A 14840-nucleotide genomic window follows, 5' to 3' on the forward strand; every position below is an offset into this window, starting at 1 on the left:
CCCGCCATGCCACCGATGAGGGCGTGCGAGGAGGACGACGGGAGTCCGAACCACCAGGTGATCAGGTTCCAGATGCAGGCGCCCAGCAGGGCGGCCAGGATGATGACCAGGCCCTTTTGCTGCATCTCCGGCAGTGGAGACTCGGCGTAGTCGCTGATCGAGATGATGCCCTTACCGACCGTCTTGGCGACGGCCGTGCCCATCATGGCGCCGATGACGTTCATCGTCGCCGCCATGAGGAGCGCCGCGCGGGGAGTCCACGCGCGCGTCGACACGGAGGTCGCGATCGCGTTCGCCGCGTCGTGGAAGCCGTTCGTGTAACTGAAGAACAGCGCGACGACGATGACGACGCAGACGAGGATCAGATTCAGATCCACGGCTCAGGATTCCTTCAGTGCGAGGGACTCGATGACGTTGGCCAGCTCCTCGAAGGCGTCGGCGCAGGATTCGAGGCCCTGGACGATGTCCTTCAGCTTGATGATCGTGACCGGGTCGAGGCCCGAGTCGAACAGGGCAGTCAGGGTGCGGCGGTAGGCCAGGTCGCCCTCGTTCTCGAGGCGGTTGATTTCGATCCAGTAGTCGCGCATGTCGATGGGCGACTTGAGCTTGGGCATGTTCTCTGCGGTGAGGTCTGCGCAGTGCTTGATGACCGCGATCTGCTCGTTGAGCAGGGAGACCAGGGAGGAGGGGATGTCGGCGATGCCGTAGACGACGAGGAGGTCGCCGGCTTCGTCGATGAAGTCGAGGCAGTCGTCCAGGTGGGAGGCCAGCGACTGCAGGTCCTCGCGGTCGAAGGGTGTGATGAACGAGGAGTTGATGCGCTGGACGATGTCGTGGTTCAGTTCGTCGCCGCGGTGCTCGACCTCGTGGAGCTGGTCGCGCAGGGCGATGCGCTCCTCGGGGGAGGCGGCGTAGATGTGCGTCAGGAACTCGACGGCCTGCACGAGCTGGCGGGCCTGGGAGGTGAAGTCTTCAAAAAAGTCAGGGCCTTGGGTCTTGTTTCGGAATCCCATGGTGTATTCGGTCCTTCCAATGGTGAACGGCACTGTTGTGCTACCTGTAATCGTCCGTCATGGGGTGGGCAGACTTCAAGTTCAGATGCGCTTTTGTTACACCAATGATCGTGTTCTATCTCACGGGGTCGGCCGGGGCTTGATCTTCGGTCCTATGGACGAGGCCTGGGCGTGCTCGCGCGGACACGAAACGCCTTGTGGGTGGGCAGAAAGTCCCTGTCGGTCGGGCGGCCTGTGACTGGTTCGACTACGATTGTGGTGTGACCGGGACCAAGCGCCCGCAAGCGTGGGCATCGGTTCCGGCATGATTGATTCTGTCAATCGGGGACGCATATCGCGGCCTCGACAATTCAAAATGCCTCAGGAGGCAAAATGTCCGTGACCGAACAGGACGTTCGTGCGGCGGCTCCGGCCAACGCTCCCGAAGATGTCATCAAGTGGGTTGCTGAAATCGCTGCGCTGACCACCCCTGACGCCGTTGAGTTCTGCGACGGTTCCCAGGAAGAGTGGGATCGTCTGACCGCGCAGATGGTCGAGAGTGGCATGTTCACCAAGCTGAACGAGGAGAAGCGCCCCAACTCCTTCCTCGCTCGCTCCAAGCCGTCCGACGTTGCGCGTGTTGAGTCCCGTACCTTCATCTGCTGTGAGAAGGAAGAGGATGCGGGCCCGACCAACCACTGGGCCGACCCCAAGGAAATGAAGGCCACCCTGCACGAGAAGTTCACGGGTGCCATGAAGGGCCGCACCATGTACGTGGTTCCCTTCTCCATGGGTCCCCTTGGTGGCCCCATCTCCCAGCTCGGTGTTGAGATCACCGACTCCCCCTACGTCGTTGTCAACATGCGCATCATGACCCGCATGGGTGCTGCTGCCATGGACCTCATCAATGAGGGCCGCGTGTGGGTTCCCGCCGTTCACTCCGTCGGCGTTCCTCTTGAGCCCGGTCAGGAAGACTCGAACTGGCCCTGCAACGATGAGAAGTACATCACCCACTTCCCTGAGACCAACGAGATCTGGTCCTTCGGTTCGGGTTACGGCGGCAACGCCCTGCTCGGCAAGAAGTGCTTCGCCCTGCGTATCGCCTCGACGATGGCCCGCCGCGACGGCTGGATGGCCGAGCACATGCTCGTCCTGCGCCTGACCCGCGAGTCCACCGGCCAGCAGTTCCACGTCACCGCCGCCTTCCCGAGCGCCTGTGGCAAGACCAACCTCGCCATGCTCCAGCCCACGATCCCCGGCTACAAGGTCGAGACCGTCGGCGACGACATCGCGTGGATGCGCCCGGGTCCGGATGGCCGCCTGCGCGCCATCAACCCCGAGGCCGGCTTCTTCGGCGTCGCCCCCGGCACCTCCTACAAGACCAACCCCATGGCCATGGAGACCGGCAAGGCTAACTCCATCTTCACGAACGTCGCCCTGACCGACGACGGTGACGTGTGGTGGGAAGGCATCGACGGTGACGTTCCGGCGCACCTGATCGACTGGCACGGCAACGACTGGACCCCCGAGTCCGGCGAGAAGGCTGCTCACCCGAACAGCCGCTTCACCGTTCCCGCCTCGCAGTGCCCGATCATCTGCCCCGACTGGGAAGCTCCCGAGGGTGTCGCGGTTGACGCCGTCCTCTTCGGTGGCCGCCGCGCCACCAACGTCCCGCTGGTCGCCGAGCAGTACGAGCCCGCCCACGGCGTGTTCATCGGCGCCTCCGTGGCCTCCGAGGTCACCGCCGCCGCGACCGACGTCAAGGCCGGCTCGCTGCGTCACGACCCCTTCGCCATGCTGCCCTTCTGTGGCTACAACATGGCCGACTACTGGGGCCACTGGCTGGAGATGCAGGACAAGCTCGGCGAGGGCTTCCCGAAGGTCTACCAGGTCAACTGGTTCCGTAAGGATGAAGACGGCAACTTCATGTGGCCCGGCTACGGCGACAACTCCCGCGTCCTGGACTGGATCGTTCGCCGCGCCGCCGGCGAGGTCGAGGCCATCGACGGCGTGACCGGCCGCTACCCGAAGTTCGAGGACTTCAACCTCGACGGCCTGGACATTGACGAGGCCGTCTGGGCGAAGCTCTTCGCGATCGATCCCGACGCCTGGGCCGCCGAGATGGACGACACCGAGGAGTACTTCTCGCAGTTCGGCGACAAGCTCCCCGCCGCCATCACCGAGCAGCTGGCCAAGTTCCGCGCGCGCATTGCCGCCGCGAAGCAGGCCTGATTGACGCGGACCTGAGGGCGAGCCCCGGAGGAAACTCCGGGGCTCGCCCCCTTTTTGACGACGTGTAGGCTTCGCCACGAGGTGTGCGAAAACTGACCGGGTTGCGTCATGTGAGTCTCGGCGGGCTACACTGGGAGGGCATACGACCGCGCACGCAAGGAGAGCCCGTGCCCAACTACTTGACGAATGACGAGCTGGCCCACGCCAAGGGCCTGCTCGATCGCATGACCGACATCTACCAGCACACCGTCGTCGGCCAGGAAGGCCTGCGCCGCGCGCTGACCGCCTCGCTGCTCGCGGGCGGCCACGTGCTGGTCGAATCTGTTCCCGGCCTGGCCAAGACGACGGCCGCGCAGACCCTCGCCTCCGCCGTGTCCGGCACCTTCCATCGCATCCAGTGCACCCCCGACCTGATGCCCAACGACATCGTTGGCTCTCAGATCTGGAACCAGGAGCGCGGCGAGATGGTCACCCAGCTGGGCCCGGTTCACGCCAACATGGTCCTCCTGGATGAGATCAACCGTTCCTCCGCGAAGACCCAGTCCGCGATGCTGGAGGCCATGCAGGAACGCCAGACCACCATTGGTGGTGTCAATCACAAGCTGCCGAGCCCCTTCATGGTCATGGCCACGCAGAACCCCATCGAGGAAGAAGGCACCTACATTCTGCCTGAGGCCCAGATGGACCGCTTCCTCCTCAAGGAGGTCATCACCTACCCCACGCCCGTCGAGGAGCTCGAGGTTCTGTCCCGCATCGACTCCGGCCAGATGACGATCCCGTCCCCGGCCGTCCCGATCACCCTCGACGACGTGCGCACCCTGCAGGAGGCGCGCCGCCGCGTCTTCATCCACGAGACCCTCAAGGCCTACATCGTGGACATCATCAACACGACCCGAGGCGCGGGCCCCAACCCGCTGCCCGGCTGGAGCAAGCACGTGCGCGTGGGCGCCTCCCCGCGTGGTGGCATCGCGCTCATGCAGATCGCCCAGTCGCTCGCCCTCATGGCGGGACGCAACCACGTCATGCCCGACGATATCAAGGAGATGCGCTACGGCATCCTGCGTCACCGCATCATCCGTACCTTTGACGCCCTGGCCGACAACGTGTCCATTGAGGGCCTCATCGACGCCGTCTTCAACGCGGTCCCCGTTCCGTAACGAATACCGCTTCCACGCCCGTCGACTGTCTAGAGGAACGTCATGCCTGTACGCTCGCGCGAAATCCACGCGCTCTCCACGCGCATCCAGCTGCCCGTCATGCGCAAGCTGCTGTCCGTCATGGACGGCCAGCACTCTGCGCTGAGGCAGGGTCGCGGATGGGAGTTCATGGACTTGGCTCCCTATCAGCCGGGCGACGACGTGCGTGAAATCGACTGGGCGGCCACGGCGCGCACCGGTTCGCCGGTCATCAAACGCCACGAGGCCACGGCGAACCTGCAGGTCATGCTCGTCGTGGACACGGGCCGCGAGATGGGCGCCCTCGCCCCCTCGGGTGAGACGAAGGAAGAGATCGCGCTGGCTGCGTGTGAGGCGATCGCCTGGCTGTCCGTCGCCCGAGGAGATCAGATCGGCCTCGTCGCGGGCGATTCCGAGCGCGTGCGTTTCATGCCCGCCCGCTCGGGCAACGCGCACGCGGAAACGGTGCTGCGCCGCATCGAGGAGGACATCACCCTGGGGTCACCCCACTCGGACGTCCCCAAGCTGCTGGCGCGGGCCAGGACCGTCACCCGGCGGCGCAGCCTCATCGTGATCGTCACCGACTCCACGCAGCCCACCCCCTCGCGCGAGTCCGACGACCTCATCAAGTCCCTCACCGTGCGCCACCAGGTCATCCAGGTGTGTGTCGCCGACGTCGACCCCACCAGCCTCGAGAAGGGCACGGACGTCGTCGACGTCAACGAGGGGCCGCTGCCCGACTTCCTGCTGCGAGACTCGCAGCTGGCGGGCGAGGCCGCCAACGTCATGGCCGCGCGCTGCGCCGCCGTGACCCAGATGCTCGACAGGAGGGGAGTCATCCACGTGGACGTGTCGTCCAGCGAGGAAGTCCCTCGCGCGCTCATGCGCGCTCTTGAAAGGGGATCACATGTCCGGTGACACGAAGGAATACTTGCAGGATCCGGTGATCTATCCGAACTGGATGTGGGTCCTGGGGGTCACCCTACTGGCGGCCGTCCTCGGGTGGATCGTCTACTGCCTGTGGCGGTGGTGGACCTCGCGCATCGGCGAGGTCATGGAGCTCCAGACGATCACGGACGCGCGCCGCAAGAAGTACCTGCGCTACATCGATCAGATCGCGGATCGTTACGCCGACGCGGACCTGGACGCCCGCGGCGTGCACCTGGCGATAGCCGGCCTCATGCGCGCACTCGGCACGGAGCGTACTGGTCGTGACCTTGAGGTCGCGACCGTGCGTGAGGTCCGAGAGCTCGTGCCCGTGTGGCCGGGACTGGCAGACGTCCTGGAGGCATGCGAGGTCCCCAGCTTCACGGGTGAGAACATCCCCGTCGGCCAGCCCTCACACGAGGCTGTGACGAACGTGCTGAGCAAGGCCGTGGAGGCGGTAAACGTATGAGGTTTTGGTGGCTTATTCCCCTCGTCCTGGTGGCGGTCGCCGCCGCGACCGGCGTCGGCTGGTGGTTCGCACGTCGCGCCGGGCAGCGTTCGGGCAAGAAGGGCTGGGTGGCGAACTCCGGTTACCTGCGTGGCCTGCCCAAGTACCAGGCGCTGGTGCGCAGGACCCGTTCTTCCCTGGCGATGGCGGTCGTGTGCTTCATCATCGCGGTTATCGCGGCGTCGGTGTCCGCCGGGGCCCCCGTGGACCGCTACGTCAAGCACGACAAGTCCGCGAGCCGTGACATCGTGATCTGCCTGGACGCCTCGGCCTCGATGCTGCCCTACGACTCGAAGATCGGCGACGCTTTCAAGCAGATCATCTCTCACTTCGAGGGCGAGCGAATCTCCCTGCAGCTGTGGAACGTTTACTCGACCACGATGTTCCCGCTCACCGACGACTACGAGATGGCCAACGACACGCTCACAGAGATGTCGGACGTCATCGATCGGGGCTTTTCCTCCTACGGCGGGCGCTACACGGCGACGCGGGAGCTCATCGAATACCTCCAGCCGACGCTGCCTGACGACGACGAGGAGCGTGCCTCCCTCGTGGGTGACGGCCTGGCCTCGTGCGTCATGGGCTTCGACCACAAGGACAAGACCCGCTCGCGCACGATCCTGCTGGCGACCGACAACGAGGTGTGGGGCGAGGGCATCTACAACCTCAGTGAGGCGATCGCCTTCGCCAAGCGTCAGAACGTGACCGTGACCGCCCTGTACCCCGGGTCGATGGATATGCTCTCCTCCGAGGCCATCGACCTGCGCGATCAGGTCCAGTCCACGGGCGGCGACTTCTATGACGCCTCCTCCCCGGCGTCCGTCGATAGCGTGGTCCAGCAGATCGAGGCCGAGCAGAAGGAAGACCTGGACTCAAACGGCAAGATGCTCGAAACCGACCGACCGACGGCGGCCCTGGGATGGACCCTCGTGGGCGTCGTGTCACTGCTTGGTCTGCTCGCCTTCGGGAGGCTCTGACATGGTATTTCACCCCGTCATTAACCTGTTCCTGCTGATCCTCATTACGGTCGTCGCGGGCGTCTTCGTGTTCCTCACGTGGCACCGAGCGGTGCGCAAGAACATGAAGGATGTCATCCGGCGTTCGCTCATCGTTGTCACGGTGCTGGTCATGGGTGCGGGCCCCTCCATCCCCGGCGAGGCTGTCGAGGTCACCTCCACCCTCGAGGTCTACTTCGTCATTGATCGCACCGGCTCGATGGCAGCGGAGGACTGGGATGGCGCCAAGCCCCGCATCGACGGCGTGCGCAACGACGTCGCGCTCCTCATGGGATCCCTCACCGGCTCGCGCTTCTCGATCCTGTCGTGGGATTCGAAGGTACACATCGACATGCCGCTGACGACCGACTCCTCCGCGGTCGACGCCTACATGGGCAGCTTTGATCGCGAGCTGTCCTCCTCCTCGCAGGGTTCCTCACCCAACCGCCCCGCGGCGGAACTCGCCAAGCTCCTGAAGAAGAACAAGGAGCGTCACCCCCAGAATATTCGCGCCGTCTTTATCTTCTCCGACGGTGAGACCTCGAACCAGGATCACTGGTCGACCGCTCCCACCGGCTCCGAGAGTGACTGGGACGAGGTCAAGCAGTACGTCGACGGCGGCTTGGTCATCGGCTACGGCACCGAGGAGGGCGGCAAGATGAAGGTCCTGCGCCTGGGAGACTCGGGCGCGCAGAGTGGCGGCGGGGACGAGTACATTCGCGACAAGTCCCAGCCCGGCGAACCCATCGCGATCTCCAAGATCGACGAGGCCGCCCTGCGCTCCGTCGCGTCGCGCATCGGCGTGGACTACGTGCACTCGCCCGACAAGTCGGCCATCGAGTCCCACGCTCGCTCGCTCCTGGAAAACGCCTCGACGATCTCCGAGTCGCGCAATATGCAGTCCACCTACCGCTACATCATCTGGCCCTTCGCCCTCATCCTGGGCGGCCTCCTCGCGTGGGAGGGTGCAACCCTGGCGCTGCGCGCCCAACAGCTGAGGAATTCCCATGCAATCTGAGAACTCCGCCCGCGACGACGACCTCCTGCCCTTCGGCGCCCCCCAGGTCGACTCCGTCGACCCCGCGGTGCGCGCCAAGCTCACCCAGGCCTCGTCGGGCAAGCAGAAGATTCAGCGTTCCCCGCGAGCCCTGCGCCCCCTGTGGTACTCCATCCCGATCCTCGTGATCGCCCTTGTGATCTCGGCCTACCTGATCGGCCTGACCCTGTGGTCGCGCTCGTCGCTGGGCCACTGGACGAAGGGAGAGTACCCGGCCGCGCAGGCAGGATACGAGGGACAGATGACGTGGACCTCCATCGGCATCGAACGCTGGGTGTCCCACTACAACCTCGGCACCACGCTGGTGCGCCAGGACGCCATCGACGAGGGCGTGGCCGAGCTGCGTACCGCCTACGACCTGGTGCCCAAGGCCACCGAGGTGCAGCCCGGGCGACTGGAACCCTTCTCCTACGAGTGCCAGGTGCGCGTCAACCTCGGCATCGGCATCGAAATCCAGGCGGACGCCCTGCGCTCGGCCAACTCTCTCGATGACGCCATCGCCGCCTACCAGGAGGCCGTCGACCTGATCTCGCCGTGCCAGACCGCCGGCGGAGGCGGCGGCCAGTCCGGCCAGTCCGGCCAGTCCGGCCAGTCCGGCGGCGAGGGCCAGTCCGGCAACCAGAGCCAGTCCGGAGGCCAGGGCCAATCCGGCGACGACCAGCAGTCGGGCGGATCCTCGGAGAACCCCGCGGACGAGAACAAGAGCCGCGTCCAGAAGAAGAAGGAAGACACCGAAAAGGAACAGCGGGGCGAAGACCCGAACCAGAAGAAGCAGGATCCCCAGAACAACCAGGATCCCAAGCCCAACCCGAGTTCGAGCCCGACCCCCTCCAACAGCCCGACGTCCGACCCCTACGAGGGCGAGAACAGCGACGAAAAGCAACAGCGTCAGAAGCTGGAGGACCAGAACAGCGGCCGCGCGAAGGAACGCCGCGACCAGACCGACGACAAGCGCAGCGGCAACCCTAACGGTGCCTGGTGAGTCGTGATCGCGCGTCTCAACTTCGCTGTGACGTGCACCCATAAAACCCCACGGCGGCCCGGAAGGCCACCAAACACCGATAGGCTTGAAGCGTGAAGGTTCTTCTCGTTGGTAACGGAGGTCGCGAACATGCGATCGCCCGTGCGCTTGTACGAACGTCCACCCCTGAGCATCCCGTGTCGCTTGTCGTCCAGGCCGGTAACCCCGCGCTGGAACAGCTGGGCCGCTCGCTCACGATGGATCCGCTGGACCCGAAGGATGTCGTGCGACGCGCGACCTCCGAGAAGGTCGACCTCGTGGTCGTCGGTCCCGAGGCCCCGCTCGTCGCGGGCGTCGCCGACGCGGTCCTCGACTACGGGATTCCGGTCTTCGGACCGACGAAGGATGCGGCCCGCCTGGAGGCCTCCAAGTCTTTCGCCAAGCAGGTGATGGCGGACGCCGGCGTGGCCACCGCCCGCTCCTTCACCTGCACGACCATGGATCAGGTGGAGGCCGCCTTCGACGACCTCGGTGCCCCCTACGTCGTGAAGGACGACGCCCTGGCCGCCGGCAAGGGTGTCGTCGTGACCACCGACCGCGCCCAGGCCTCGGACCACGCGCGAGCCTGCCTGGCACGCGACGGGGGAGCGGTCGTCATCGAGGACTACCTCGACGGCCCCGAGGTCTCCCTCTTCTGCTTCGCCGACGGCGCGACCGTCGTCCCGCTCCAGCCCGCCCAGGACTTCAAGCGCGTGGGCGATGGCAACGAAGGCCCGAACACGGGCGGCATGGGCGCCTACAGCCCCCTCCCGTGGCTGCCCGAGGAAGCCGCCCAGCGCATCGTCGAGGAGGTCGCCCAGCCCGTCGTCACCGAAATGGCCCGGCGCGGCACCCCCTTCCGCGGCCTCCTGTACTGCGGCCTCGCGATGACCTCGAAGGGCATCCGCGTCGTCGAATTCAACGTGCGTTTCGGCGACCCGGAGACCCAGGTGGTTCTCGAACGCCTCGACTCCCCGCTGGCGCCCATCCTGTACGCGGCCGCCACCGGCACTCTCCCCAAGGTCCCCGCCCCCGTGTGGAGCGAGGATGCCGCCGTCACGGTCGTCATGGCCTCGGGCGGCTACCCGGGCGCCACGGACACCGGGCACCCCATCACCGGCATCGAGGCGGCCGAGGCCTTGGAGGGCGTCCATGTCATCCACGCCGGTACCTCCGAGGAGATCACCGACGACCCGGCCGACGTTGCGGCCGGATGCTGCGGCTTCGAGCCGACCTACGCGCTCGTGAACTCGGGCGGGCGCGTTCTCGACGTCGTCGCCCGCGCGGCCACCCTCGACGAGGCCCGGGCGCTCGCCTACCGGGGCGTGGCCCTCATCCACTTCGAGGGCGAGCACCACCGTAGCGACATCGCGACGTGGCCCGCCGACCTGGCCGTCACACTTGACTAACGACACGATACTGAGGAGCATTATGCCCGCCTCCCTGCACGGTTGGACCCCCCTGAGCTCGGGGAAGGTTCGCGACATCTACGCTCCCGACGAGGCCGTGGTGGGCTCCGCTCCGGACACGCCTGCCGCCCAGGGCCGCCCGCGTCACGCGAAGGTGGGCCCGGAGGCGCTCCTCATGGTGACGTCGGATCGCATCAGCGCCTACGACTACGTGCTGCCGACCGAGATCCGCGGCAAGGGTGCGGTGCTCAACCAGCTGGCCATCTGGTGGATGGGCAAGCTGCGTCACCTCGTCGAAAACCACCTGCTGGCCGTGGGCAGCAAGGTCCCGGCGGAGGCCTCGCGCGCCCTCGAGGGTGCGCCGACCACTCGCTTCGCGGTGCCCGCCGAGGTTGACGCGCGCGCGGTCGTGTGCCGCAGCCTGTACATGATCCCCATCGAGTGCGTCGTGCGCGGCTACCTGACGGGCTCCGGCCTGGCGGAGTACCGCCAGTCGGGTTCCGTGTGCGGCATCACGCTGCCCGAGGGGCTGACCGAGGCCTCGCGCCTGGAAGAGCCGATTTTCACGCCCGCGGCGAAGGCCGAGCTGGGCGAGCACGACGAGAACATCACCTTCGAGCAGACCGTCGAGCGGATCGGCGAGGAGTACGCGAGCGCGATCCGTGACCTGTCGATCGCCCTGTACCGGGCCGCCCGCGATATCGCCGCCGAGCGGGGCATCATCATCGCGGACACGAAGTTCGAGTTCGGTATCGACGTGTCCACGGGTGCGATCGTGCTCGCGGACGAGATCCTCACCCCCGACTCCTCGCGCTTCTGGCCCGCGGACCGCTGGGTTGAAGGCCAGGTGACGCCGAGCTTCGACAAGCAGTACGTGCGCGACTGGCTGACCTCGGACGAGTCGGGGTGGGACCGCGCCTCCGGGCAGAATCCGCCCGCGCTGCCCGACGCCGTCGCCGCCGCGACCGCCGCCCGCTACGTCGAGGCGTATCGCCGACTCACCGGGGTCGACCCGGTCCTGTAACCAACGTGCCCGCCGGGCAAGGTGCACGGCGGGATCCTCACCAACAACACAAGGAGGAACGCCGTGGGGCGAATCATCGTGGAAGTGATGCCGAAGCCTGAGATCCTGGATCCCCAGGGTAAGGCCGTCGGCTCGGCGCTGCCCAGGCTCGGAATCACGAGCTTTACGGCCGTGCGTCAGGGGAAGTGCTTCCACCTGACCGTGGACGGCCCCGTCACCGACGAGCTCCTGGAGCAGGCCCGCAAGGCCGCCGAAGAGGTCCTGTCCAACCCGATCATCGAGGACGTCGTGCGCGTCGAGGCCATCGACGAGGCCGACGCCCGTTACGCGGGAGGCGCGCAGTGACCCGCGTCGGAGTCGTCACCTTCCCCGGCACCCTTGACGACCGTGACGCCGCCCGCGCGGTGGACATCGCGGGCGCGCAGGCGGTGTCCCTGTGGCATAAGGACGCCGACCTGCACGGCGTCGACGCGGTCGTCATCCCCGGAGGCTTCTCCTATGGCGACTACCTGCGCTGCGGCGCGATCGCCGCGACCGCCCCCGTCATGGGCGAGATCGTGCGCGAGGCCGGACGAGGCCTGCCCGTCCTGGGCATCTGCAACGGCTTCCAGGTCCTGTGCGAGTCGCACCTGCTGCCCGGCGCCCTCATCCGCAACGACCACCAGAAGTTCCTGTGCCGCGACCAGGTGCTGCGCATCGAAAACGCGGACACCGCGTGGACGCGCGCCTACAGCGTCGGCGACACCATCACCGTCCCCCTCAAGAATGGCGAAGGCAACTTCCAGGCCTCCCCCGACGAGCTCGAACGCCTTGAGGGCGAGGGCCGCGTCGTGTTCCGCTACGTCGACGTCAACCCCAACGGAAGCGCCAACGACATCGCGGGCGTCACCAACGCAGCGGGCAACGTCGTCGGCCTCATGCCCCACCCCGAGCACGCGACCGAGGTCGGCTTCGGCCCGCTCTCCCTCGGACCCGACGGCGCCAGCCACCACGGCGGCACCGACGGCCTGGGCATCTTCCACTCCGTCCTCGCATCCCTCGTCGGCTGACGACGCCACCGCGCCCTCTCCCGTGAGGGTGCCCCGGCCTCGTCCATGATCTTTCGAATGGAAACACGAATGACCTCCGAAAATACCCGCGAGCTGCCCGACACCGTCGAGAACGCCGCCGCGACCCCCGGCCAGGACATGCCCTGGAAGGAACTCGGCCTCAAAGAGGACGAATACCAGCGCATCTGTGACATCCTCGGGCGCCGACCCACGAACGCCGAGCTCGCCATGTACTCCGTCATGTGGTCCGAGCACTGCTCCTACAAGTCCTCCAAGAAGCACCTCGCCGAGCAGTTCGGCGCGCGCACGACGGACGCCATGAGGAAGAACCTCCTCGTCGGCATGGGCCAGAACGCCGGCGTCGTCGACATCGGCGGCGGCTGGGCCGTTACTTTCAAGGTGGAGTCCCACAACCACCCGTCCTTCGTCGAACCCTACCAGGGCGCGGCCACCGGCGTGGGCGGCATCGTCCGCGACATCATCTCGATGGGCGCCCGCCCGATCGCCGTCATGGACCAGCTGCGCTTCGGCGCCGTCGACCACCCCGACACTGCGCGCGTCGTCCATGGCGTCGTCTCCGGTGTCGGCGGCTACGGCAACTGCCTGGGCCTGCCCAACATCGGCGGTGAAACCGAGTTCGACCCCTCCTACCAGGGCAACCCCCTCGTCAATGCGCTGTGCATCGGCAAACTGCGCCACGACGACATCCACCTGGCCAACGCGACCGGCGAAGGCAACCTCGTCGTCCTCTTCGGCGCGCGCACCGGCGGCGACGGCATCGGTGGCGCCTCCATCCTCGCCTCCGAGACCTTCGAAGACGGCATGCCCGCCAAGCGCCCCTCCGTCCAGGTGGGCGACCCCTTCATGGAGAAGGTTCTCATCGAGTGCTGCCTCGACCTGTTCGAGGCCGACGTCGTCCAGGGCATCCAGGATCTGGGCGCCGCAGGCATCTCGTGCGCGACCTCCGAGCTGGCCTCCAACGGTGACTCCGGCATGCACGTCGACCTCGAGAACGTGCTCTTGCGTGACCCCACGCTCACCGCGGGCGAGATCCTCATGAGCGAGTCCCAGGAACGCATGATGGCGATCGTGACCCCGCAGGATCGCGAACGCTTCTTCGAGATCATCGACAAGTGGGACGTCGAGGCCGCCGTCATCGGTCACCTGACCGGCGACGGGCGCCTCACGATCGACCACTACGGCCACCGCATCGTCGACGTCGACCCGAAGACCGTCGCCCACGAGGGCCCCGTCTACGACCGCCCCTACGCGCGCCCCGCGTGGCAGGACGAGCTGCAGGCCGCCACCTCCGAGGAGCTTGCGCGCCCCGCCACTCGCGAGGAGCTCATCGCCGACGTGCGCGCCGTCCTTTCCGACGTTAATCAGGCCTCCAAGGCGTGGGTCACCGACCAGTACGACCGCTACGTGCAGGGCAACACCGCTTTGGCCCAGCCTGACGACGCGGGCGTCATCCGCATCGACGAGGAAAGCGGCCTCGGCGTCGCTCTGTCGACCGATGCGAACGGCTGGTACACGAAGCTCGACCCGGCCGCAGGAGCCCGCCAGGCCCTCGCCGAGTCCTACCGTAACGTCGCCGTCGTCGGCGCCGAGCCCGTCGCCATTACGGACTGCCTGAACTTCGGCAACCCCGAAGACACGGACGCCATGTGGCAGCTGGTGACCGCTATGACCGCGCTCGCGGACGGCTGCATCGAGCTGGAGATCCCCGTGACCGGCGGCAATGTGTCGCTGTACAACTCGTCGGGCACCGAGAAGGGCCTGCCGAACTCGTCGATCAACCCGACGCCCGTCATCGGTATGCTCGGTATCCTCCCCGACGTGACGCGCGCCAACCCCTCCGGCTTCACCGAAGAGGGCCTCGCCGTCATCCTCCTGGGCACTACCCGCGAGGAGTTCGACGGGTCCGCGTGGGCGCGCATCGCCCGCTCGCACCTGGGCGGCCTGCCGCCCGAGGTTGACCTGAAGGCCGAGGTGGCCCTCGGTAACGTCGTGCGCGCGCTGAGCGCCGCCGACGGCCCGGACGGTCGGCCCCTCGTGCGCGCCGCACACGACCTGTCGAACGGCGGCCTCGTGCAGTCCCTCGTGGACTCGGCGCTGCGCTTCGGCATCGGCGGGACCTTCGACGTCGCCAGCGCCGCGCGCCGCGACTGCGTCGGCGACCACGAGATGCTCCTGTCCGAGTCCCAGGCCCGCGCCTTCGTCGCGGTGCCCGAGGCGGCGCTCAAGGCCGTGTTCGCGGCCGCCGAGGCGGAGGGCGTGGACGCCGTGCGCATCGGCACGACGGGTGGTGACATGCTCGCGATCAGCGGCGTGGACCTGCTCGCTGCCGAGGGCGAGGGCTGCGGCTGGATCGCCTCGATCGACGAGCTGCGTGAGCTGAGCGAGACGGGACGCAAGCACTTCTGAGTTGCGTCTGATCGAGCGCCTGGGGGCGCGGGCCTGTCGGCCCGC

Annotated in this window: 14 protein-coding genes; 12 read left to right on the top strand and 2 right to left on the bottom strand. The window is 67.0% G+C overall.

All coding sequences use genetic code 11. From position 1 onward, the window contains the following. A partial coding sequence (locus HMPREF1138_RS10085; RefSeq protein ID WP_009059515.1) for an inorganic phosphate transporter occupies window positions 1-377 on the bottom strand: 377 nt, incomplete at its 3' end. Window positions 378-380: 3 nt separating this feature from the next. Continuing rightward, on the bottom strand, window positions 381-1013 hold the full coding sequence (locus HMPREF1138_RS10090) for a DUF47 domain-containing protein (protein ID WP_009059517.1): 633 nt from the start codon (window positions 1011-1013) through the stop codon (window positions 381-383). 372 nt (window positions 1014-1385) lie between these two features. On the opposite strand from HMPREF1138_RS10090, the gene HMPREF1138_RS10095 reads away from it, so the two are divergent. The 12 genes from HMPREF1138_RS10095 (at window position 1386) to purL (ending at window position 14795) form a co-directional block, all read left to right on the top strand. Continuing rightward, a complete protein-coding gene (locus tag HMPREF1138_RS10095) occupies window positions 1386-3224 on the top strand; it encodes a phosphoenolpyruvate carboxykinase (GTP) (RefSeq protein WP_009059521.1) in 1839 nt (612 codons plus the stop codon). A 167-nt stretch (window positions 3225-3391) separates the two neighbouring features. Beyond that, on the top strand, window positions 3392-4381 hold the full coding sequence (locus tag HMPREF1138_RS10100) for an AAA family ATPase (protein ID WP_009059513.1): 990 nt from the start codon (window positions 3392-3394) through the stop codon (window positions 4379-4381). A gap of 42 nt (window positions 4382-4423) precedes the next feature. Beyond that, the gene (locus HMPREF1138_RS10105; protein WP_009059504.1) at window positions 4424-5317 is read left to right on the top strand and encodes a DUF58 domain-containing protein; all 894 of its coding nucleotides are present in this window, start codon (window positions 4424-4426) and stop codon (window positions 5315-5317) included. Beyond that, entirely contained in the window at window positions 5307-5795 is a 489-nt protein-coding gene (locus tag HMPREF1138_RS10110; RefSeq protein ID WP_009059522.1) for a hypothetical protein, read from the top strand. The genes HMPREF1138_RS10105 and HMPREF1138_RS10110 overlap by 11 nt, the downstream gene beginning before the upstream one ends. Then, window positions 5792-6811 (top strand): vWA domain-containing protein, encoded by a 1020-nt coding sequence (locus HMPREF1138_RS10115; protein WP_009059524.1) that lies wholly within the window; start codon window positions 5792-5794, stop codon window positions 6809-6811. The genes HMPREF1138_RS10110 and HMPREF1138_RS10115 overlap by 4 nt, the downstream gene beginning before the upstream one ends. 1 nt (window position 6812) lies before the next feature. Continuing rightward, window positions 6813-7847, top strand: coding sequence for a VWA domain-containing protein (locus HMPREF1138_RS10120; RefSeq protein ID WP_009059506.1), 1035 nt, complete (start codon window positions 6813-6815; stop codon window positions 7845-7847). Beyond that, the gene (locus HMPREF1138_RS10125) at window positions 7837-8868 is read left to right on the top strand and encodes a hypothetical protein (protein ID WP_009059501.1); all 1032 of its coding nucleotides are present in this window, start codon (window positions 7837-7839) and stop codon (window positions 8866-8868) included. The genes HMPREF1138_RS10120 and HMPREF1138_RS10125 overlap by 11 nt, the downstream gene beginning before the upstream one ends. A 92-nt stretch (window positions 8869-8960) precedes the next feature. Further along, window positions 8961-10295, top strand: coding sequence for a phosphoribosylamine--glycine ligase (gene purD / locus HMPREF1138_RS10130; protein ID WP_009059519.1), 1335 nt, complete (start codon window positions 8961-8963; stop codon window positions 10293-10295). A gap of 22 nt (window positions 10296-10317) precedes the next feature. Then, window positions 10318-11319 carry a phosphoribosylaminoimidazolesuccinocarboxamide synthase gene (locus HMPREF1138_RS10135; RefSeq protein WP_009059500.1) on the top strand — a complete coding sequence of 334 codons (1002 nt, stop codon included), beginning with the start codon at window positions 10318-10320 and terminating at the stop codon, window positions 11317-11319. A 63-nt stretch (window positions 11320-11382) separates the two neighbouring features. Then, the gene (purS, locus tag HMPREF1138_RS10140; protein ID WP_009059502.1) at window positions 11383-11664 is read left to right on the top strand and encodes a phosphoribosylformylglycinamidine synthase subunit PurS; all 282 of its coding nucleotides are present in this window, start codon (window positions 11383-11385) and stop codon (window positions 11662-11664) included. After that, a complete protein-coding gene (purQ, locus tag HMPREF1138_RS10145) occupies window positions 11661-12368 on the top strand; it encodes a phosphoribosylformylglycinamidine synthase subunit PurQ (protein ID WP_009059510.1) in 708 nt (235 codons plus the stop codon). Before purS ends, purQ begins: the two co-directional genes overlap by 4 nt. A 69-nt stretch (window positions 12369-12437) precedes the next feature. Beyond that, window positions 12438-14795, top strand: coding sequence for a phosphoribosylformylglycinamidine synthase subunit PurL (gene purL, locus HMPREF1138_RS10150; protein WP_009059508.1), 2358 nt, complete (start codon window positions 12438-12440; stop codon window positions 14793-14795). The last annotated feature ends 45 nt before the right edge of the window (window positions 14796-14840 follow it).

This window comes from Actinomyces sp. ICM58, assembly GCF_000283035.1.
Taxonomy (GTDB): Bacteria; Actinomycetota; Actinomycetes; order Actinomycetales; family Actinomycetaceae; genus Pauljensenia.

Excerpts from the sequence above, each read along its gene's own strand:
- HMPREF1138_RS10135 (WP_009059500.1), top strand. The coding sequence starts at position 10,318 with ATGCCCGCCTCCCTGCACGGTTGGACCCCCCTGAGCTCGGGGAAGGTT.
- HMPREF1138_RS10095 (WP_009059521.1), top strand. The coding sequence starts at position 1,386 with ATGTCCGTGACCGAACAGGACGTTCGTGCGGCGGCTCCGGCCAACGCT.
- HMPREF1138_RS10120 (WP_009059506.1), top strand. The coding sequence starts at position 6,813 with ATGGTATTTCACCCCGTCATTAACCTGTTCCTGCTGATCCTCATTACG.
- purL (WP_009059508.1), top strand. The coding sequence starts at position 12,438 with ATGACCTCCGAAAATACCCGCGAGCTGCCCGACACCGTCGAGAACGCC.
- HMPREF1138_RS10090 (WP_009059517.1), bottom strand. The coding sequence starts at position 1,013 with ATGGGATTCCGAAACAAGACCCAAGGCCCTGACTTTTTTGAAGACTTC.
- HMPREF1138_RS10110 (WP_009059522.1), top strand. The coding sequence starts at position 5,307 with ATGTCCGGTGACACGAAGGAATACTTGCAGGATCCGGTGATCTATCCG.
- HMPREF1138_RS10115 (WP_009059524.1), top strand. The coding sequence starts at position 5,792 with ATGAGGTTTTGGTGGCTTATTCCCCTCGTCCTGGTGGCGGTCGCCGCC.
- HMPREF1138_RS10105 (WP_009059504.1), top strand. The coding sequence starts at position 4,424 with ATGCCTGTACGCTCGCGCGAAATCCACGCGCTCTCCACGCGCATCCAG.
- HMPREF1138_RS10125 (WP_009059501.1), top strand. The coding sequence starts at position 7,837 with ATGCAATCTGAGAACTCCGCCCGCGACGACGACCTCCTGCCCTTCGGC.